Below are 19,628 nucleotides of genomic sequence, written 5' to 3' on the forward strand. Positions count from 1 at the left end.
GGCATCTTGATATCGGAAATCACGATCCCCGGATAATCCGGCCCCAGCACCTTGAGCGCCTCTTCGGCACTTGCGAATGTTTCCGTGTCGTACCCGGACAACGCCAGCCACTGGCTGATCGATTGGCGCATATCCTGTTCGTCGTCCACGATGGCGATTTTCATGGCCTGTGCCATAGTCATTCCTCGTTATTCAGCGGCCTCCAGGCCGTCCTTGTCCAAAATTGGCAACTGCATCTCGAACACCGCGCCGCCATTCTGCGCATTTCGCGCCGTAAGCCTTCCGCCATGGTCGTTCACGATCCCGGAGGAGATGGCAAGCCCCAGACCGACACCATCCCCCGGTTGCTTGGTCGTATAGAACGGCTCGAACAGGTTTTCGATATTCTCGATTCCATGCCCGTTGTCGCGCACCGTCAGGACGGCCATGTCACCTGCGGCCAGGATGATTTCGACATCCGGCTCGGATACGGATTTGGTGGCGTCCAACGCGTTTCGCAAGAGGTTCACCATGACCTGTTCGATCCGCATCCGATCCCCCATCACAAGAACCGGGTCTTCCGGCAGGATCTGGGTGATCTTGACGTGCCGCTGCCTGAGCTGCGGTTCCATCATCGAGAGGGACGAGGCCAGCGCATCGCCAAGATTTACGGGGGAAAACGCATCCGCGCCCTTGCGCGCATAGGATTTGAGCTGGCGCGTGATCGCGCCCATACGTTCGATCAGGCCGTCGATCCGGCCAAAGCTGGCCAGCGCCTCTTCGGGGCGGTTGCGGCGCAGCAAAAGGCGCGCACCGGCAAGATAGGTCTTCATGGCTGCCAGCGGTTGATTCAACTCGTGACTGACCGCGGCCGACATCTCGCCCAGGGCGGCGAGTTTCGAGCTTTGCGCAAGGGTCTGTTCAGCCACTTCCAGCGTCTTTTCAACCCGTTCACGTTCAGCAATTTCCCGCTGCAGCCTGGCGTTCAGTGCGCGAAGCTCCGCCGACTCGCGCTGGAACAGCGCCATGCGCAACGCGGTTCGCCGGCTGAGGGCATAGAAGGCCAGCGCCAACAGAATCGCGAAGCCCATGATTTCCAGCGCCAAAACGCTGTTCACCCGCTCGCGGATCGAAGCGTAAGTGGTAAAGGACGTCATCTGCCAGCCCCGGAACGGGATGCGGGATTCCATCCGCATCACCGCCTCACCCTGCAGATAGGCATCCGCGGGCAGGCCGCTCCAATCCGTCGTTGCCCGTATCGCGCGCTGAATGGCGGTTTGCGGCGTCTGGCGTTGCAACGCTTCGTTTTCGTTCAGCCCGCGCCAGCGGGGTTCGGTGGACAGGATGATTGTTCCGGTGCTGTCGGTAACCATGACCGCGTCGGAAATTCCCGCCCACGCGCGTTCGAACTTCTGCAAGTCGACCTCGACAGCGATAACGCCAAGAACCTCGGAGCCGCTTTCGATACGCCGGGAATAGAAGAACCTGTAGCCGCCCGCTTCCGTCTGGATGACCGAAAATATCGTTGCATTGGAGCGCAGGGCATCCACGAAATAGGTCATGCCCCGATGAGTTTCCCCCAGACGGTTCCGATCCGTGGCGGCAACCGACCGGCCATCCCGGTCCAGCAACATCAGGGAGGCGGCGCCGATCTCTTCCACGAACGAGATCAGGCGCTGCGTGGACAACGAAAAATCGTTCGACTGCAACGCCGCAATCAAGGTCGGGTCTCGGGCCAGAAGCTGCGGAACGATGGCGTTCCGGCGCAATTCGCTGAGCAGGTTGCCCGAATACAGCGCCAGCCGCAGTTCGGCCCGGTTGCGCGTGCTTTCCGTGAATCGTTGCGTCAGAAGCGTATTGGTGACCCAGACGGTGATGACCGCGAGAAACAGCAAGGACAGAACGACCGTGCGCAAACGCCAGCCCAGCGAACTGGTCTGGACCCACGAAGTGCGGTCCTTGTCGGAAATCTTAGCGTCGGAACTCATTCCCCAAGGCTACGCCGCCTCGCGCGCCATCACAAGTCAAGCTGGCGTCAGGACCCCGGCCAATGCGCGAAAGAGCGCCGTTCCGTCGGTGCCGCCGTGGCCCTGATCAACCGCGCGTTCGGGATGCGGCATCATTCCCAGAACTCTCCGGTTTTCCGAAAGAATTCCGGCAATGTCATCGCGCGAGCCGTTCGGATTCTCGGTATAGGTGAATGCGACCCGGTCCTGATCGCGCAGTGCGGCAAGGGTTTCGTCATCGGCAAAATAATTGCCGTCGTGGTGGGCGATCGGAATGCCGATCACGTCACCGGCGTTGTAGCCTTGCGTGAAGGCGCTGGCGCTGGTCTGGACCTTGAGACCGACGGTGCGGCAGATGTATTTCAGGCCGGCATTGCGCAGCAGCGCACCCGGCAGGACGCCGGTTTCGGTCAGGATCTGAAAGCCATTGCAGACGCCCAGGGCATAGCCGCCGCGATTGGTATGCTCGACCACTGCCTTGCAGATCGGCGACTGCGCGGCAATGGCGCCGCAGCGCAGATAGTCGCCATAGGAAAACCCGCCGGGAACGCCAACGATATCGACGCCAGACGGCAGGGTTGCATCCTTGTGCCAGACCATGTCGACCTGAAAGCCCGCCTGCTCGAAGGCCACGGCGAGATCACGGTCACAGTTCGATCCGGGGAATACGACTACGGCTGCGCGCATGGCAGGTCCTCCTAGGTCACAAATTCGGTGATGACGGCCACACCGGGGGGCGCAGGCCGGTCGAACGCGGCAAGCTCGTCGCTTGCCTGGCTCAGGGCGATGGTTCGGGTCACAAGCGGAGCAAGGTCGACCTGTCCGCCTGCGATCAGGTTCAACAGGGACGGATAGCGCCAGCTGGGCATGCCACGCGTGCCATAGACGGCAAGCTGCCCGGAATAGAGCACATCCATCGGCAGCGACATCTGCGTATGTGCGCCTGCGGGCATGCCGATCTGGACCATCCGGCCCAATTTTCGCAGCGACCGCATGGTGGCCACGGTCGTCGCCTCGATGCCGAGCGCCTCGACCCCGACATGGGCGCCGCCGCCGGTCAGTTCGCGCACCATCTGGGGTGCATCACAGGTCGCGGCGTTCACGACGGCGTCCGCGCCCAGCTTGCGGGCATAATCAAGCTTGTCGTCGCTGATATCGACGACAGCGACACGGGCCCCCAGCGCACGGCCCAGCAGGAGGGCCGAGATGCCGACCCCACCGCCACCAAAAACGGCCAGCCATTCGCCGGGCTGAATCGCGGCGCGACCCACCAGCGCCTGCCAGGCGGTCGTCACGCGGCATCCAAGGGCCGCAGCAATCTCGGGCGCAAGAGTGTCTGGCAGCGCCGTCAGGTTTGCGTCTGCATGGGCCACGGCGACATATTCGGCAAAGGCGCCGTCGCAGGTAAAGCCCGGCACCACCTGATCGGCGCAGATGGTCTGGTTTCCGGCCGAGCAATCGCCGCATTTTCCGCAGGCCAGAATGAACGGGGCAATCACACGGTCGCCGACGCGCAACCGTGTCACGTCTGCGCCGACAGCGACAACCTCGCCGCAGAATTCGTGGCCGGGCGTCATCGGCAACACCACATCCGGGTCAGAACCGGACCAGGCGTGCCAGTCCGACCGGCAGACGCCGCAGGCCAGAACGCGCACGACCACGCCATCGGCATCCGGGGTCGGATCCGGCACGGTCGTCAGCTCCAGCGGCTGTCGGTAGGCAGTCAGACGCGCGGCCCGCATGCGTCAGGCCAGTTCGATCTCGTAACGTTCGATCACGGTGTTGGCGAGAAGCTTTTCGCACATCTCGGCGACATCGGCCTCGGTGGCGCCTTCGGCCAGTTCCAGGTCGATCACCTTACCCTGGCGCACGCCCTCGACCTTGTCGAAGCCCATCGCGCCCAATGCATGACGCACCGCTTCGCCCTGCGGGTCCAGAACCCCGTTCTTAAGCATCACATGCACCCGTGCCTTCATCTTGTCCGTCCCTCGGCTTGCTTGAGAAACCCCTGAGGCTTCATCTTTCCACAAATACTCGAATGCGCCGCCCATCACGGGCGGTGCGGTCAGTTGATCAGGGTTGGCTTGGCCACCTGGCTTTTCGGCAGAACGCCCAGACGGCGCGCCACTTCGGAATAGGCATCGGTCAGGCTGCCCAGATCGCGCCGGAACACGTCCTTGTCCAGTTTCTGGCCGGTCTCGATATCCCACAGGCGGCAGCTGTCGGGGCTGATTTCGTCGGCCACGACAAGCCGCTGGAAATCGCCATCATAGACACGGCCGATTTCGATCTTGAAATCGATCAGGCGGATACCGACGGCCAGCATCAGGCCGCTCATGAAATCGTTGACCCGCAACGCCAGGCTGAGGATATCGTCCATGTCCTGCTGGCTGGCCCAGCCGAAGGCGGCGATATGCTCTTCGGTCACCATCGGATCGCCCAGGGCGTCGTCCTTGTAGCAGTATTCGACGATCGGGCGCGGCAGCTGCGTGCCTTCGGCGATGCCCAGGCGTTTGCTCATGGAACCGGCGGCATAGTTGCGCACGATCACTTCGAGCGGGATGATCTCGCACGAGCGTACCAGCTGTTCGCGCATGTTCAGGCGGCGGATGAAATGCGTCGGCACGCCGATCTGGTTCAATCCGGTCATGAAGAACTCGCTCAGGCGGTTGTTCAACACGCCCTTGCCTTCGATGACGTCCTTCTTTTCGGCATTGAACGCGGTCGCGTCATCCTTGAAATACTGCACGATGGTTCCCGGTTCGGGGCCTTCATACAGGATCTTGGCCTTGCCTTCGTAAATCTTCTTGCGACGCGCCATGTGCGACCCTTCCGGATTGGGGCGAGGACGTGAGTCCCTCTGCGTTTGCGCCCTCTTAAGCCAAGCGCTCTTGTGTCGCAAGCTGGCCGCACCCTCTTGCGGATGCGGCATAGCGGCGTCATACGTAATTTGAGGAAGAAATATTCAAGGGGACGCATCCCATGACCACATTCGACGAACGCGAAGCCGCGTTTGAAGCCAAATTCGCCCATGACGAGCAGATGCAGTTTCTGGCCCGGATGCGCCGCAACCGGTTCATGGCCGTGTGGGCATCGGCCCTGAAGGGCGAAACCGTTGAACATGCCAAGCAATACGGTCAAGAACTGGTTCACACCGACATTCAGCACGTCAGCGAGGACGATGTGGTCAACGCGGTTCTGAGCTATCTCGGCGATCTGACGGACGAGCAGACCGTGCGCCTGAAAATGTCCGAACTGCTGGTCGAAGCCAAGGAACAGGTTCTCACGGAATCGGAAATCTGACCTTTCCGGTCGATAGTTCCGGATATCTGGTACACGCCTCATGATCTTCATGAGATTTATGAGTTTGATTTGACGCCCCGTTCATGAGACACGGGGCGTCTCACATTTTGGTGACTGCAAAATACCACATATGGATCGCGACCATGACCAACGCATTTGCTGACCTTCTAGCAAGTTCGGATGCCCTCCTTGCGGATGGGGCCACCGGCACCAACCTGTTCAATATGGGCCTGCAATCGGGCGATGCGCCGGAGTTGTGGAATGTCGAGGCGCCCGACAAGATCCGGGCGCTTTATCGGGGGTCGGTCGAGGCCGGGAGCGATCTGTTTCTGACAAACACATTCGGCGGCACCGCTGCCCGGCTGAAGCTGCACGATGCGCAGGACCGGGTGCGCGAGTTGAACCGGATCGGGGCCGAACTGGGCCGCGAGGTGGCCGACAAGGCCGGTCGCACGGTGATCGTGGCGGGATCGGTTGGCCCGACGGGCGAGATCATGGAGCCGGTGGGCAGCCTGTCGCATGCCGCAGCGGTCGAGATGTTTCACGAACAGGCCGAGGGCTTGAAGGAAGGCGGCGTTGACGTGCTGTGGCTGGAAACCATCAGCGCGCCCGAGGAGTTTCGCGCCGCGGCCGAGGCCTTTGCCCTGGCCGATATGCCCTGGTGCGGCACCATGAGTTTCGACACTGCCGGGCGCACCATGATGGGCGTGACATCGTCGGATCTGGCGCAGCTGGTGGAAACCCTGCCCAATCCGCCGCTGGCCTTCGGCGCAAACTGCGGCACCGGCGCGTCGGATATCCTGCGCACGGTTCTGGGGTTCGCCGCACAAGGCACCGAGCGCCCGCTGATCTCGAAGGGCAATGCCGGAATTCCCAAATACGTGGATGGTCACATTCACTATGACGGAACGCCCGATTTGATGGGTGACTATGCGGCGATGGCGCGGGATGCCGGGGCGAAGATCATCGGTGGCTGCTGCGGCACCATGCCCGAACACCTGCGCAAGATGCGCGAGGCACTGGATACGCGTCCCCGCGGTGAGCGTCCGACGCTGGATCAGATAACTACGGCCCTTGGGTCGTTCACCTCGGCCTCGGACGGCACCGGCGATGACGCCGCAGGTCCGGAGCGCCGGGCGCGCCGCCGTCGCCGCGCCTGATCACTGGCTTGCACCGGGCGCCTGCAGCAGCGCCCGGACCTGAGCGGCCGGGACACCGAAATTCGATCCACCGAACTCGGGGATGATGGCGGCGTTGACCGCCACCACTTCGCCGTGCAGGTTCAGGACCGGCCCGCCACTGCCGCCATGCGTGGTTTCCGCGTCATAGACGATTGCAGCGGTCGTTGCCTGCCCCACGATGCCGCGGCTGGATAGCGGTGACATCAGGCCTGCTTCGGACAGCCGCGCGGCGACGTCCCAGAACCCGGTTTCGCCACGTTCCCGCAGCGCCTGCACGAATTCTTCGCCCGATTGCGTCAGCAGCGACATCAAGCCGGTCGGATAACCCATGACCAGCACCTCTTGCCCTGGAACCGGCGCGGCATCGGCCAGCGGAATGCCCGGCGGCAGATCGGTTTGCGATACTGGCGCAAGCAACGCCAGGTCCGCCGTTTCGCTGACGGTGCCCGGTGCCAGATCAATCGGCCCGATCCCACCCGGGAAGTACCCCACAAAGCGTGTCATCACCGGTTCCATCACTTCGCCGCCCAAGCGGACACCGGGTTCGTCATCCCAGGGTACGGCCACATGCCGGTTGGTCACGATCACCGGGCGATCCGACAGAACGAAACCGGTTCCGTTGAACTGAACCTCGGCCACCGGACCATTGCCGTCGAGCGACAGCATCGGCTGCCCGTTGGGCAAGCGGATCGGTACGCCGCCTGCATCCACGACCTGCCGCAGCATTTGCCCGCTTTCCCGGTGCCGCAGCCCATAGCCGCCCTGAAGGAACGCCACCGATGCCGCCGCCTGTCCGACAACGCGCATCGCGGCCTGGGACTGTGCCTCGAGCGACTGAAGGCGTTCGGTATTCACGGATAGCCGGTTGCGGAAATCTTCCTCGAGCGCCGCGAGATCACCGGGGTGCAGCGCATCGCGCTGTGCCTCGGACAAGGCTGCGGCGAGGGAATCGACCTGAAACTGGCCGCTTTCCATTTGTGCCCTAAGGGTCCGGTCTTCGCGATATTGCAGCACCACGGCGAGCGTCAGCACGGCCAAGGCAAGCAGGACGCCGGCGCGAAACAGCAAGCTGGTGTCGGTGGCGGTTCTTCGGAGCGTTCCAAGAACCGCGCGGCTCAAGCGTCGGAAGAACGGTTTGCGGCTGCTGCGCAGATAGCACATCGCGTCGTCCAGGATTTCGGCGAATGTCGGCTTGGGGCGGGTCAGGTCGTCGTATATCCGGAGCCGGGACAAGGGGCCGGTTTCCCCAAACTCGATCATGTCGCCCTGTTTCAACTCGGCCTTTTGCACCGCACGCCGGTTGACCCAGATGTCGACACCACCCGATGCCTCGACCGAAAAGGTTTCGCAATCCCTCAGGACGCGGGCGGCGAACGTCCCATCAGGCAGCTGCGCGCCGGGCGGCAAAACACGAAGACCGCCGGACTGATCCAGCCAGATGTCCATCGCATCGGCGGTGATCCAGGAGTAATGGCCGCGGTTCTTGCCGGTCAGATGTTCAAGGACCGCCGCGCAGGGGCTGGGGGTCGGTGCAGTCATATACCGATCATGACGCCCTGCCGCCCCTGTCTGTCAATGGCTTAGCGGCCCTCGAACCTTGGCGGACGCTTTTCCAGAAACGCCACGACGCCTTCGGCGAAATCGCGGGTGCGGCCGCATTCGCCCTGCAGATGCGCCTCGACCGCCAGCTGTTCGGGCAACGTCCGGTCATAGCTGCCACGGATTGCCTTTTTGATCGCGGCGAACCCCGCAGTCGGACCACTGGCCAGATAGGCCGCGCGCTTGCGCCAATGCGCCTCGAAGTCATCGTCGGCGACCGCTTCCCAGATCAGTCCCCAGTCTTCGGCCTGACGCGCGCTGATCTTGTCGGCGAAAAGGGCCGCACCCATCGCCTTGGCGAACCCCATCTGGCGCGGCATGAACCATGTGCCGCCCGCATCCGGCATCAGGCCGATCCGCGCAAAAGCCTGCAGAAAATAGGCGCTCTTGGCAGCGATGACGACGTCCGCACACAAGGCCAGGTTTGCGCCCGCCCCGGCGGCAGGGCCGTTCACGGCGGCAATGGTGGGCACCGGGCAGTCATAGACCGATTGCAGCATCGGTTCGTATTCGTCGCGCAAGGCGCGTTCCAGATCGATCTTGCCGGTGCTGGAGGCATCGCCCAGGTCCTGCCCGGTGCAGAACGCCCCGCCCGCCCCGGTCAGGACAATGGCACGCGCGTGCTTTGCGCCTTCGTGCATTGCATAGGTGATCTCGGCCCGCATCTGGCTTGTCAGCGCGTTCATCTTCTCGGGCCGGTTCAGCGTCAGGACCGCCAGGTTATCGGCAATCTCGAACGTGATGGTGTCATACTGCATGGGATGCCCCTCGCCTGCGTTCCGTTTGAACGCAAACTGGCGCAACCTGACGTTATGGGAAAGCGGAACCGCGCGTCACTCTTCGAGAATTTGGCGCAGCCGTTCCTTTTCCTGATCGCTGAGGGCGGCCTCGGTCGGCACCGTTTTCCTGCTGGATCTGTTGCGAACGAAATTCCAGCCCATGATTGCCGCGACCAGCAACATGATTGGCCCGGCCAGCCACAAAAGCCAGTTCGCGCCACTGGCCGTTGGTTTGAGCAGGACGTATTCGCCATACCGGTCGACGATGAAGTCGATCGCCTCTTCATCCGTGTCGCCCGCCACCAGACGTTCGCGCACCAGAATGCGCAGGTCACGGGCCAGTTCCGCGTTGCTTTCGTCGATGCTTTCATTGCGGCAGACGAGGCAGCGCAAGCCCTGGCTGAGTTCGCGCGCGCGCCCTTCCAGCACCGGGTCATCCAGCACTTCGTCGGGTTGCACGGCCAGAACGGGGCTGGCCAACAGCATCAGGATCAGGATCAGCCGTTTCATTCTGCGGGCACTCCGGCCTGGGGGGATCTGCGCGCGCCGGCGGCGACGCGGAAACGCCGGTCCGTCAGGGACAGCAACCCGCCAAGCGCCATCAGGATCGAGCCGCCCCAGATCCAGTTGGCAAATGGTTTGATATAGGTCCGCATGGTCCAGCTGCCGTCCAGTTGACGATCGCCGATGACCACATAGAGATCGCGCAGGAAGCGGTAGTCGATGGCGGCCTCGGTCGTCGGCATCCGGGACACAGGGTAGTCCCGTTTCTCAGGGTTGAGCATGGTGATGACGCGGCCGTTTTTCTCGATCTTCACTGTGCCCATGGTCGAGACATAGTTCGGCCCGTCAACGCGCCGTACGTCCTGCAGTGTTAGGGTGAAACCGCCGACCTCGAAAGGCTCTCCCATTTGCGCCACGCGAATATCCTCGACCTCCCAGGCCATGAGTCCCGCGATGGCGAACATGGTGATGCCCAGCCCGGAATGTGCGACCGCCTTGCCCCAATCGGCGCGCGGCAGGCGCATCATGCGGCTTAAGCTGCCCTTGCGGCCGGTCCGGCCCCAAAGATCGACGGCGGCCCCAAAGGTGATCCAGGCGCCCAGGAACAGGCCGACCGGCCCAAGGGCGCTGCGCCCCGTCTGCATGACCCAGACCAGCAACGCCAGCGCGACGGCAAGGCCAAACGCGTAGCGCAGCGACCAGGCCGCCTTGCCCAGCTTGCCGCGTTTCCAGGGCAGCATGGAGCCAAGCGGCAGGATGATGCCCAGGGCGACCATGAACGGGGTGAAGGCTGCGTTGAAGAAAGGCGCGCCGACCGACAGTTTGCGGTCAAAGGCCATCTCGGCCACGATCGGCCAGAGAGTGCCAAAGAAGACCACGAAACACGCAACGGCAAGCAGGATGTTGTTCAGCACCAGTGCGCTTTCGCGGCTGACCATGCCGAACACGCCCTTGGCCTCCATCGCCTGCGCGCGCGCCGCGAACAAGGTCAGCGCGCCGCCGATGAAGAATGCCATGATGAACAGGATGAACACGCCACGTTCCGGGTCATTGGCAAAGGCGTGCACCGAGGTCAGCAGACCCGAACGCACGATGAACGTGCCGATCAGCGAGAACCCGAAGGCGATGATCGCCAGCAGGATCGTCCAGCTTTTCAGCGCTTCGCGTTTCTCGACAACGATGGCCGAGTGCAGCAACGCCGCCGCCAGAAGCCACGGCATGAAAGACGCGTTTTCGACCGGGTCCCAGAACCAGAAACCGCCCCAGCCCAGTTCGTAATAAGCCCACCACGACCCCAGCGCGATGCCGATGGTCAGGAAAATCCACGCAGCCAGCGTCCACGGCCTTACCCAGCGGCCCCACGCGGCGTCCACGCGGCCTTCGATCAGGGCGGCCACGGCGAAGCTGAAGGCCATGCTGAGGCCAACATATCCAAGGTAGAGGAACGGCGGGTGGAAGGCCAAACCCGGGTCTTGCAGCAAAGGGTTCAGGTCCTGCCCGTCAAAGGGCGCCACGATCAGGCGTTCGAACGGGTTCGAGGTGAACAGGATGAAGCCGAAGAATGCAACCGCGATGGCCGATTGCACCGCCAGCACGCGCGCTTTCAGAGTGGGCGGCAGGCCGCCGCCGAACCAGGCCGCCATGGCCCCGAACAGGGTCACGATCAGCACCCACAACAGCATCGAGCCTTCGTGGTTCCCCCAGGTGCCGCTGATCTTGTAGATCATCGGCTTGGCCGAGTGACTGTTCTGCACGACGACCCTGAGCGAGAAGTCCGAGGTAACGAAGGCCCAGACCAGTGCGCCAAACGCAAAGGAGGTCAGCAAAAACTGCACCATCGCGGCGGGTTCGGCCATCGCCATCCACCCGGACCAGCGTTTGTGTGCTCCGACGAGCGGGACAACCGATTGCACGATGGCAACCAGAAAGGCGAGGATCAGGGCGAAATGGCCAAGCTCTGTAATCATGGCCCGGTATATACTGCGAGGCCCGGGGAGGTTCCAATCACTTTCGCCCCGCGGACCCGCACAAAGTGTCGCGGCTCAGCCCCTGCGCTGCTTGCGCCAGTCCTCAAGGGCGGGGTTTTCCTGTGCCTCCACCGTGGAAACCGTCAGCGCCGCGTCGCCGTCCGGATCAGCCGCGCCGGGGCTGTCAGCCCGCATCTCGCGAAGTGCGGCGATATTCCGGGTGACCTGCGGGACCCGTTCGACGACCCCGGCGATTTCACGCTGAAAATCCTGTGACTTGGCCTGATGCCGCGCGCCGAAATAGAAAGACACGATCACCCCGAGCAACCACCAAAGGGGTTCGGGCACCAATGCAATGCCCTGCATCCGTTCGGCGAACCACAGCGGATCAACCATTGCGGCAACAAACAGGCCCAGTGTACCGAAGGCCAGCGCGGGGCGTGGCAAGCGGTTCAGCCCATCCACGAACCGGTCGAACCCGCCTTTTCGCGGCACCGAGAATTCGGCGCCGAACTGTCCCATGGCCTGGGTTTGCAGGGTCAGCTGACGCCCGGCCCCTTCCTCGGCATTCTCGCGGAACACTTCGGCAGTTTCGGCGACCAGGTTGCGGCCGTTACCGAACAGGAAACCCAGGATGCCCGAAATCAACCCCATGACGCGATCCTTTCCCGAAAATCCTTTTCATTCAGATGGTAGCGGGGCGAGATGAAAGCCTCGGCCCGTTTGATCCAACCTCCCTTGCCTGCGCTTCTGGTGCGCACGTATTTGCGTGACGCCGGTCGTTGATCGGCAAGGCGGAAGTAGTAGTTGCGGCGCGCGATGCCGTAGGCGTCCCGCAAAATCAGGGCATTCGGGCGCGAAGCCTCGAATGCTGAGCGAACGGATTGTGGCCCGATCAGGCCATCCACGGCCAGATCGAATCCCATGTCGCGCAGCAAGGTTTGCAAGATGCGCACCGCCTGTGATCCTGCATTGACGTACATGTCGAACAAGGGCGCCTGCAATGACTCCGGCATCTCGCCGATCCGGGGTTTTCGGAAGTAGTGCACAAGAAAGACCTCGACGGCCTGTCCGCGCGTCAGTTGCCGGACATCCGAAACACCGATTGCGCCGTCCTTGTCCAGATCCAGCCCCAAGCGGCGCATCGTGTGGATTGTGACCCCATATTTCGTTGCCCCACCCGGATCGTCCGGGTCGTTTACAAAACCACCCTCGCGCGCAACGATTTCTTCGGCGATCTGTCTTACCGTCTGCATGCCAACCCTCCGCAAGTCCGGCCAGACGCTGCGCCACAAAGGGTTTACCCTGCGCAAGCAAACAGGGCGTTGCATGTGCAACGCCCTGATGGGACAGTTCGGAATGAAGCGGTGGCAAGATCAGCTTTCGCCGGGCTCCTTGTAGACGCCTTGATCCTTGAGTGCGTCCATCACCTCTTTCGGCATGTAGGTTTCGTCGTGTTTTGCAAGAATTTCAGTTGCTTCAAAGACACCATTCACGTAACGGCCCGTGCCGATCATGCCCTGATTCTCGGCAAACAAGTCAGGTAGAACGCCGGTAAAGACCACTGGCACGCTTTCGCCGCCATCAGTCACCGAGAACTGCACCGTCTCGCCCTGCCCACGCACCAATGTGCCTTCTTCGACCAGCCCGCCCATCCGGAACACTTCGGTCGGTTCCGGCGGTTCGGCTATGATCTGGCTGGGCGCGCGGAAAAAGTTGATGCCGTCGCGCATCGCGTACCCAATCAAACCGGTCGCCAACGCGAGGGCCACCACGGCCAGCAGAATAACTTGTACGCGGCGTCGTTTCTTGAGCGATTTCATGTCGTCCTCACGGGAATAGCGGGGCCATCATCAGGCCCGTCGTTTCAGGCTCACCTAACATCAGGTTGGCGTTCTGCAAGGCTTGGCCACTGCTACCTTTTGTCAGGTTATCCAGCGCACCGATCACGATGGCGCGCCGTTCGATCCGGTCGGCGGTCACCCCGATATGGCAGAAGTTCGAACCCCTTACGTGATGGGTCGAAGGTGCCTCGCCAAAAGGCAGCATCTGGATAAAGGGTTCGTTTTCATAGGCATCGCACAGGGTTTCATAGACGCTGTGGGGATCACCATGCACGTAAGTGGTGGCCAGAATGCCCCGATTGGCCGGGATCAGATGCGGCGTGAACTGCACATGCACGGTACGACCGGCGATCCTGGAGAATTCCTGATCGAATTCGCCTAAATGCCGGTGGGTGCCGCCGATGGCATAGGCGTTGTAGCCTTCGCTCAGCTCGGCGTGCAGGAGGTTTTCCTTCAACGCCCGCCCTGCCCCGGAAACCGCGCATTTCAGATCGAGAATGATGTCATCCAGATCAATCACCCCTGCTGAAATCAGGGGCCGCAAAACATATTGACCTGTTGCGGCGTTACATCCGGTGCCCGCCACCAGCCGCGCGTCTTTGATTTCGTCGCGGTAGAACTCGGTCAGGCCATAGACGGCCTCGGCCTGGCACTCCAACGCGGCATGCGGATTGCCGTACCACTTCTGGTATTCGGCCGGGTCGCGCAGCCTGAAATCGGCGGAAAGGTCCACGATTTTCAGCGTCTTGGGCAGATCGCGAATGATCTCCTGGCTGGTCTTGTGGGGAAGCGCGCAGAAACACAGGTCGATCTGGTCGAAATCGATCTCGTCGATCCTGCACAACACCGGCAGGTCGAGATGCCGCAGATGCGGAAAGACTTCGGCCATGCTCTGGCCTGCCTTGCGCTCGGCGGCGAGTGCCACGATGTCCATGTTCGGGTGCTCGGCGATCAGCCGCACCAGTTCGGCGCCGGTGTAACCGGATGCGCCCAGAATTGCGATCTTGTGGGTCATGTCAGACCTCTTCTCTTGGGTGTCACATGTGTTGACCGCCGATGTGACGGTCACGGAAATAGGAAATTGGATCAATACCGTCCTTGACCGAAGTCAGGCGGCCTCGAAGGTGATCCGTCGTCGGAGGAACTGCGTCGCCCGGTCGCTGACAAAACCCGGTTTGCCGGTGGTCAGATACCCGCCCGCCCCCTCGCCAAGCATGTTGGGGTGCCGTTCAAGGTAATCGGCCAGACTGTCGGCCACCAGCGTGCCCTGACTGAACACCTTGACGTCCGGCCCCAGCGCTTCCTGGAACGTGGATTCCATCAACGGATAGTGCGTACAACCCAGAATGGCGGCCTGCGGATGCGGCATCTTGCGTCTGAGCGCATCAACGTGGCTGCGCACGAGCGCTTCGGCCAGGATCAGGTCGCCCTCTTCTATGGCGTCGACGACTCCGCCACAGCTTTGCGCCTCGACATCCACGCCGATGGCGCGGAAAGCAAGTTCACGCTGGAAGGCGCGGCTGGCCACAGTCGCAGGGGTTGCGAACAGTGCGACATGCTTGGTTTCCACCTCGCGCGGCGGTGAGTTGTCGCCCCATTGCCGCTCGGTCAGGGCCTCGATCAAGGGAACGAAGACGCCCAGCACACGCTTGCCTTTGGGCACCCCCGCCTCCTGCATCCGCCGCAGAGCGGCGGCGCTGGCGGTGTTGCAGGCCAGAATCACAAGGTTGCAGCCCCGACCCCAGAGGTCATGCACCGCGCTGCGGGTCAGTTGATAGATATCCTCGGCGTCCCGAACGCCATAGGGCGCATGGGCGCTGTCGGCATAGTACAGGAAATCGACGTCCGGCAGACGTTTCTGCGCGGCGTTTAGAACGGTCAGACCGCCCAATCCGGAATCAAAGATACCTACTGCCATTTGACCTTCAGGCGCGATGCCGTTCCTCGAATTCATAGCCGTAGTCATACGATTTCAACGGCTCCGGAGACAGCTCATACGTGGCTTTGCGAAGAAAATCCATCATCTTGCGCGTGTCGCGCGACAACGGGTCCAGAATGTCGCGTCCGATGGGGTTACCGACCGCCACACGCACGGGTGTATCGACCCGTTTCCTGAACTCCTTGATCAGCAGCCCCATGCGCAAAGTGCTGTGCAGGTGGCTGGCGATCTGGAACAGGCGCGAGGTATGGCCGTCGAAGAACAGGGGCACAACGACCGCGTTGGATTTTCCGATCATACGCGCGGTGAACCCGCGCCAACCCGGGTCCATGGGGTGCGAGAACAGCCGGGCAGAGGTGCTGACGGTGCCGCCGGGAAAGATGCCAATCGCCCCACCCTCGCTGAGGTAATCAAGCGACACGCGCCGGGTATCAAGGTTCGTCTTGACCGCCTCCTTGGTGTCATCGAATGACACGGGCAGAACAACCCGATCCAGATCCTCTGCCTTGCGGAATACCCGATTGGCCAAGATCCGGAAATCGCCCCGAGTCTGCGACAGGATGTGCCCCATCATCAGACCGTCGAGAATTCCGTAGGGATGGTTCGCAATCAGAATCAGCGGGCCTTGATTGGGAATATTCGACAGCGAACCGCCCACGACATCCAGCGTCAGCCCGTAACGCTCGACCATGACAGCCCAGAAATCGCGCCCGGCGGCGACCTCGTTTTCGTACCCGTTCGCCCGCTTGATCAGGCGCAGCCGCCCGGTTGTGTTTTCCATCAGCCGGATCACCGCTCGCCCGCCCCGCGTGGCGGCGGAATGCGCGTAGGTGATGTCGCGTGCGATATGACGGTGCGAAGGCATGGCACACTCCGATTCGATGCCCGCTAGATAAGGGCGGACACCGTTTTTGCATAGCCTCTGTAACCGGAGTGTGACGGTTTATTCGGCGGCGTTCCTGACCTCTGGCCCGCCTTGACGGATCACTGCCAGCAGCTCTTCGCGCCGTTTTGCGGCCTTGGCTTCGTATGCCACTTTCACTGGCCCGAAACCCCGGATATCCAAAGGCAGACGCGCCAGCGCAATGATCGCTTCGCGGGATTGCGGCGTCAGCTTGGGCAGGACCTCTTTCATGTCCTTTTCGTATTGCCGGATCAGCGCGCGCTCCATCCTTCGTTCGGCACTGAAGCCGAAGGGGTCAAGCGGCGTCCCACGCAGCGCCTTCATCCGCGACAGGAGCTTGAGCGGCCCCAGCATCCATTCGCCATATTCGCGTTTTTTCGGGCGTCCGTCCGGCCCCATTCCGCCAAAGATCGGCGGAGCAAGGTGGAGCGTCATCTTCAGGTCGCCGTCGAACTCTTCCGCCGCTTTTTCGCGACTGCTCAGCAACATCCGGGCAACTTCGTATTCGTCCTTGTAGGCCAAAAGCTTGTGGTACCCTTCGGCCAGCGCTTCTTTGAGACCGGTGTCGTCAATACCATCCAGCATCTTGCGATAGCGCTTGGCCAACCGTTTGCCCTGATAGTCGACCAGAAGATCGGCGCGGTAGTCGATCTTTTCATCAAGTGTCTTTGGCAGATCGACAACGTTGGGTTGAACTATGTTCGCCACTTCATCGGGATGCAGAACCGCCCAGCGCCCGATTTCGAACGCTCGCTTGTTGCGTTCCACGGCAGCACCGTTCAGGTCGATCGCTTCCAGGATCGCATCATGGCTGATCGGCAACAGGCCCCGCTGCCAGGCAGCGCCAAAGATCATCATGTTGGAATAGATCGAATCCCCCATAACGGCGCGTGCCAGTTCCGAAGCGTCGAACAAGTCGAGCTTGTCCTTCAGCCGCGCCTGCAATGCCAGCGTCAGGCGATCCGCCGGAATCTGGAATTCGGTATTGCGGGTGAAATCACCGGTGATGATCTCGTGGCTGTTGACCACGGCGCCGGTTTTTCCGGTCTGCGTCAGGCCAAGCGTCTTGGCCCCGGCAGATACCACCAGATCGCCACCGATCAGAGTGTGTGCCTCGCCCGTGGCGACACGGATCGCGCTGATATCTTCGGGCTTGTTCGCCAGCCGGCAGTTGATCTGAACCGCACCACCTTTTTGGGCGAGGCCGGCCATCTCCATCATTCCAGCGCCCTTGCCGTCGATCTGCGCGGCTTGCGCCAGTACCGCGCCGATGGTCACGACGCCGGTGCCACCGACACCGGTGATCACGACGTTATGGGTGCCGTCAATTTCCGGCAGCGTCGGCATCGGCAGGTGCGGAATGTCGATTTCGGTCGTTGCCTCTTTGCGGATCCTGGCCCCTTCCACGGTCACGAAGGACGGGCAGAAGCCGTTGAGGCAGGAGAAATCCTTGTTGCAGCTTGACTGATCGATGGCCCGCTTTCGGCCCAGTTCGGTTTCCTTGGGCACGATCGAGACGCAGTTCGATTGCACGCCGCAATCGCCGCAGCCTTCGCAGATGTCGGTATTGATGAACACCCGCTTGTCCGGGTCAGGAAAGCTGCCGCGTTTGCGGCGACGGCGCTTCTCGGCTGCGCAGGTCTGGATATAGACGATAACGGAAACGCCTTCGATGTCGCGGAACGTTTTCTGGACATTCGGCAAATCCGCGCGCTCGAATGTTTTCACGCCAGACGGCAGGGTCTTGAAGTCCACATCCTCTTTTTCGTCGTAGACTACCGCAATGTGCCGAACACCCATTGCATGCACTTCACGCACGATCCGGTCGGCAGTCAGATCGCCTTCGTTGTGCTGGCCGCCGGTCATGGCGACCGCATCATTGAACAGGATCTTGAATGTGATGTTCGTGCCCGCAGCCAGAGCGGCCCGGATCGCCTGAACGCCGGAATGGTTGTAGGTTCCGTCGCCCAGGTTCTGGAACACGTGTTTGGTGGTCGAAAACGGCGCCTCGCCGATCCAGTTCGCACCCTCGCCGCCCATCTGGGTGAAGCCGGTCGTGCTCCGGTCCATCCATTGCACCATGTAGTGGCAACCGATCCCGGCATAGGCCCGGCTGCCGTCCGGCACCTTGGTCGAGGTGTTATGCGGGCAGCCCGAACAGAAATACGGCAGGCGGGATGCGATTTCCTGTGCATTGTCGGCGCGGCGGGCATCGTCAAGTTTGCTCAACCCCGCGCGAATGCCGTCGGTATCGTGCCCCTCTTCGATCAGGATGTGTCCGATCTTTTCGGCAATCATCACCGGATCAAGCGCGCCGCGGGTCGGGAACAGTTCGTCGCGGTGCATGGTTCCTGCCCCACCCTTGTACCAGCCATAGACGCGACGACCACGGCGGTCGTCAAAGATCGCCTCCTTGACCTGCACCTCGATCAGCTTGCGTTTTTCCTCGACGATGATGATCAGATCCAGGCCCTCGGCCCAGTCATGGAATCCCTGCATGTCCAGCGGGAAGGTCTGGCCGATCTTGTATGTGGTGATCCCCAGCCGCTCGGCTTCTTTCTCGTCAATGTGCAGCAGCGACATTGCATGCACGAGATCGAGCCAGTTCTTGCCAGCCGCCGCGATGCCGATCTTGGCGCCGGGTTTGCCCCACATGCGCTTGTCCATCTTGTTCGCATGAGAAAAGGTTTCGGCGGCAAACCGTTTGAAGTCGATGATACGCCCCTCTTGCAGGTGCGGAGTATCCCCCAATCGGATGTTCAGGCCGCCTTCGGGCATGTTGAACTCGGGCACCACCAGGTTCATGCGGTCGGGTCTGCCATCCACGACCGATGTCACTTCGATGGTGTCCTTCATGGTCTTCAGACCGACCCAAACGCCGGCGAACCGGCTGAGTGCAAAGCCGTAGATACCGTAATCGAGGATTTCCTGCACGCCCGCCGGGCTGACCACGGGCATGTACATATCGACCAGCGACCATTCTGATTGGTGCAGCACGGTCGAGCTTTCGCCGGTGTGGTCGTCCCCCATGGCCATCAGCACACCGCCATGCGCGCCGGTTCCGGCCATGTTGGCGTGTCGCATCACGTCGCCTGAGCGATCGACCCCCGGCCCCTTGCCGTACCAAAGGCCGAACACGCCGTCGTATTTGCCATCGCCGCGCAACCCCGCCTGCTGACTGCCCCACAGGGCAGTCGCGGCCAGATCCTCGTTCAAGCCATACTGAAACACGACGTCATTCTGCGCCAATTGCTTTTGCGCGCGGCTCATCTGGAGGTCGACTGCCCCCAGTGGTGACCCGCGATAGCCGGTGACAAGCCCTGCGGTATTCAGGCCCGCCTGACGGTCTCGTTCCTTTTGCATGAGCATCAGGCGCACCAGCGCCTGCGTTCCGTTCAAAAGGACCGGGCTCTTTTCCAGATCGAACCGGTCATTGAGCGAAATCTTTTGCTGACTCATCCGACGTCTCCCCTCGCCAAACAGCGTGCTACACGTTGCCTCAATATTAGGTCATAATTTCTGACCTGTATAGGTAATTTTCTTGTTTCCGTTACAACGTCATCGTTTGAATGTGGAAATTGTTACCTCTTTCATATAGGGCTGCTGGCTCATAACGAAAGTTG

Annotated in this window: 19 protein-coding genes; 2 read left to right on the forward strand and 17 right to left on the reverse strand. The window is 61.7% G+C overall.

Annotated features, from left to right (window positions below; translation table 11 throughout):
* The 6 genes from AC2FMY_RS01595 to purC form a co-directional block, all read right to left on the reverse strand.
* The coding region (locus AC2FMY_RS01595; RefSeq protein WP_496806976.1) for a response regulator at window positions 1–176 on the reverse strand (176 nt) is incomplete at its 3' end.
* Between the two features lie 12 nt (window positions 177–188).
* Window positions 189–1,967, reverse strand: a complete 1,779-nt coding sequence (locus tag AC2FMY_RS01600) for a sensor histidine kinase (RefSeq protein ID WP_496743820.1) — start codon at window positions 1,965–1,967, stop codon at window positions 189–191.
* A gap of 36 nt (window positions 1,968–2,003) precedes the next feature.
* Window positions 2,004–2,672, reverse strand: coding sequence for a phosphoribosylformylglycinamidine synthase subunit PurQ (purQ, locus tag AC2FMY_RS01605; RefSeq protein WP_496743818.1), 669 nt, complete (start codon window positions 2,670–2,672; stop codon window positions 2,004–2,006).
* Between the two features lie 11 nt (window positions 2,673–2,683).
* The gene (locus AC2FMY_RS01610; RefSeq protein WP_496743817.1) at window positions 2,684–3,727 is read right to left on the reverse strand and encodes a zinc-dependent alcohol dehydrogenase family protein; all 1,044 of its coding nucleotides are present in this window, start codon (window positions 3,725–3,727) and stop codon (window positions 2,684–2,686) included.
* 3 nt (window positions 3,728–3,730) lie between these two features.
* Window positions 3,731–3,961 (reverse strand): phosphoribosylformylglycinamidine synthase subunit PurS, encoded by a 231-nt coding sequence (gene purS, locus AC2FMY_RS01615; protein ID WP_480748391.1) that lies wholly within the window; start codon window positions 3,959–3,961, stop codon window positions 3,731–3,733.
* Window positions 3,962–4,050: 89 nt separating this feature from the next.
* A complete protein-coding gene (gene purC, locus AC2FMY_RS01620) occupies window positions 4,051–4,806 on the reverse strand; it encodes a phosphoribosylaminoimidazolesuccinocarboxamide synthase (RefSeq protein ID WP_480748390.1) in 756 nt (251 codons plus the stop codon).
* A 161-nt stretch (window positions 4,807–4,967) separates the two neighbouring features.
* Between purC and AC2FMY_RS01625 the strand changes: the two genes are divergently transcribed.
* Both AC2FMY_RS01625 and bmt read left to right on the forward strand, forming a co-directional pair.
* On the forward strand, window positions 4,968–5,288 hold the full coding sequence (locus AC2FMY_RS01625) for a DUF1476 domain-containing protein (RefSeq protein WP_480748389.1): 321 nt from the start codon (window positions 4,968–4,970) through the stop codon (window positions 5,286–5,288).
* A 143-nt stretch (window positions 5,289–5,431) separates the two neighbouring features.
* Window positions 5,432–6,448: a betaine--homocysteine S-methyltransferase gene (gene bmt, locus AC2FMY_RS01630; RefSeq protein ID WP_496743815.1), complete on the forward strand. Its 1,017-nt coding sequence runs from the start codon at window positions 5,432–5,434 to the stop codon at window positions 6,446–6,448.
* On the opposite strand, the gene AC2FMY_RS01635 is transcribed toward bmt, so the two are convergent.
* The 11 genes from AC2FMY_RS01635 to AC2FMY_RS01685 form a co-directional block, all read right to left on the reverse strand.
* On the reverse strand, window positions 6,449–8,008 hold the full coding sequence (locus AC2FMY_RS01635; RefSeq protein WP_496743813.1) for a trypsin-like peptidase domain-containing protein: 1,560 nt from the start codon (window positions 8,006–8,008) through the stop codon (window positions 6,449–6,451).
* Between the two features lie 41 nt (window positions 8,009–8,049).
* Window positions 8,050–8,826 carry an enoyl-CoA hydratase-related protein gene (locus AC2FMY_RS01640; protein WP_496743811.1) on the reverse strand — a complete coding sequence of 259 codons (777 nt, stop codon included), beginning with the start codon at window positions 8,824–8,826 and terminating at the stop codon, window positions 8,050–8,052.
* Between the two features lie 75 nt (window positions 8,827–8,901).
* Window positions 8,902–9,357 carry a cytochrome c-type biogenesis protein gene (locus AC2FMY_RS01645; protein ID WP_496743810.1) on the reverse strand — a complete coding sequence of 152 codons (456 nt, stop codon included), beginning with the start codon at window positions 9,355–9,357 and terminating at the stop codon, window positions 8,902–8,904.
* Entirely contained in the window at window positions 9,354–11,318 is a 1,965-nt protein-coding gene (locus tag AC2FMY_RS01650; RefSeq protein WP_480748384.1) for a heme lyase CcmF/NrfE family subunit, read from the reverse strand. Before AC2FMY_RS01650 ends, AC2FMY_RS01645 begins: the two co-directional genes overlap by 4 nt.
* Before the next feature lie 75 nt (window positions 11,319–11,393).
* Window positions 11,394–11,972: a holin family protein gene (locus AC2FMY_RS01655; RefSeq protein ID WP_496743809.1), complete on the reverse strand. Its 579-nt coding sequence runs from the start codon at window positions 11,970–11,972 to the stop codon at window positions 11,394–11,396.
* The gene (locus AC2FMY_RS01660; RefSeq protein WP_496743807.1) at window positions 11,963–12,574 is read right to left on the reverse strand and encodes a holin-associated N-acetylmuramidase; all 612 of its coding nucleotides are present in this window, start codon (window positions 12,572–12,574) and stop codon (window positions 11,963–11,965) included. The genes AC2FMY_RS01655 and AC2FMY_RS01660 overlap by 10 nt, the downstream gene beginning before the upstream one ends.
* Before the next feature lie 120 nt (window positions 12,575–12,694).
* Window positions 12,695–13,141, reverse strand: a complete 447-nt coding sequence (gene ccmE, locus AC2FMY_RS01665; protein ID WP_480748381.1) for a cytochrome c maturation protein CcmE — start codon at window positions 13,139–13,141, stop codon at window positions 12,695–12,697.
* Between the two features lie 7 nt (window positions 13,142–13,148).
* Entirely contained in the window at window positions 13,149–14,177 is a 1,029-nt protein-coding gene (argC, locus tag AC2FMY_RS01670) for an N-acetyl-gamma-glutamyl-phosphate reductase (protein ID WP_496743805.1), read from the reverse strand.
* A gap of 93 nt (window positions 14,178–14,270) precedes the next feature.
* Entirely contained in the window at window positions 14,271–15,080 is an 810-nt protein-coding gene (locus tag AC2FMY_RS01675; RefSeq protein ID WP_496806890.1) for a glutamate racemase, read from the reverse strand.
* Window positions 15,081–15,087: 7 nt separating this feature from the next.
* Window positions 15,088–15,966, reverse strand: a complete 879-nt coding sequence (locus AC2FMY_RS01680; protein WP_496743801.1) for a lysophospholipid acyltransferase family protein — start codon at window positions 15,964–15,966, stop codon at window positions 15,088–15,090.
* Window positions 15,967–16,044: 78 nt separating this feature from the next.
* Complete coding sequence (locus AC2FMY_RS01685) at window positions 16,045–19,464, reverse strand: indolepyruvate ferredoxin oxidoreductase family protein (RefSeq protein WP_496806891.1); 3,420 nt, start codon at window positions 19,462–19,464, stop codon at window positions 16,045–16,047.
* Window positions 19,465–19,628 lie beyond the last annotated feature (164 nt).

The sequence above is a fragment of the Ruegeria sp. YKSE079 genome (genome assembly GCF_059612845.1).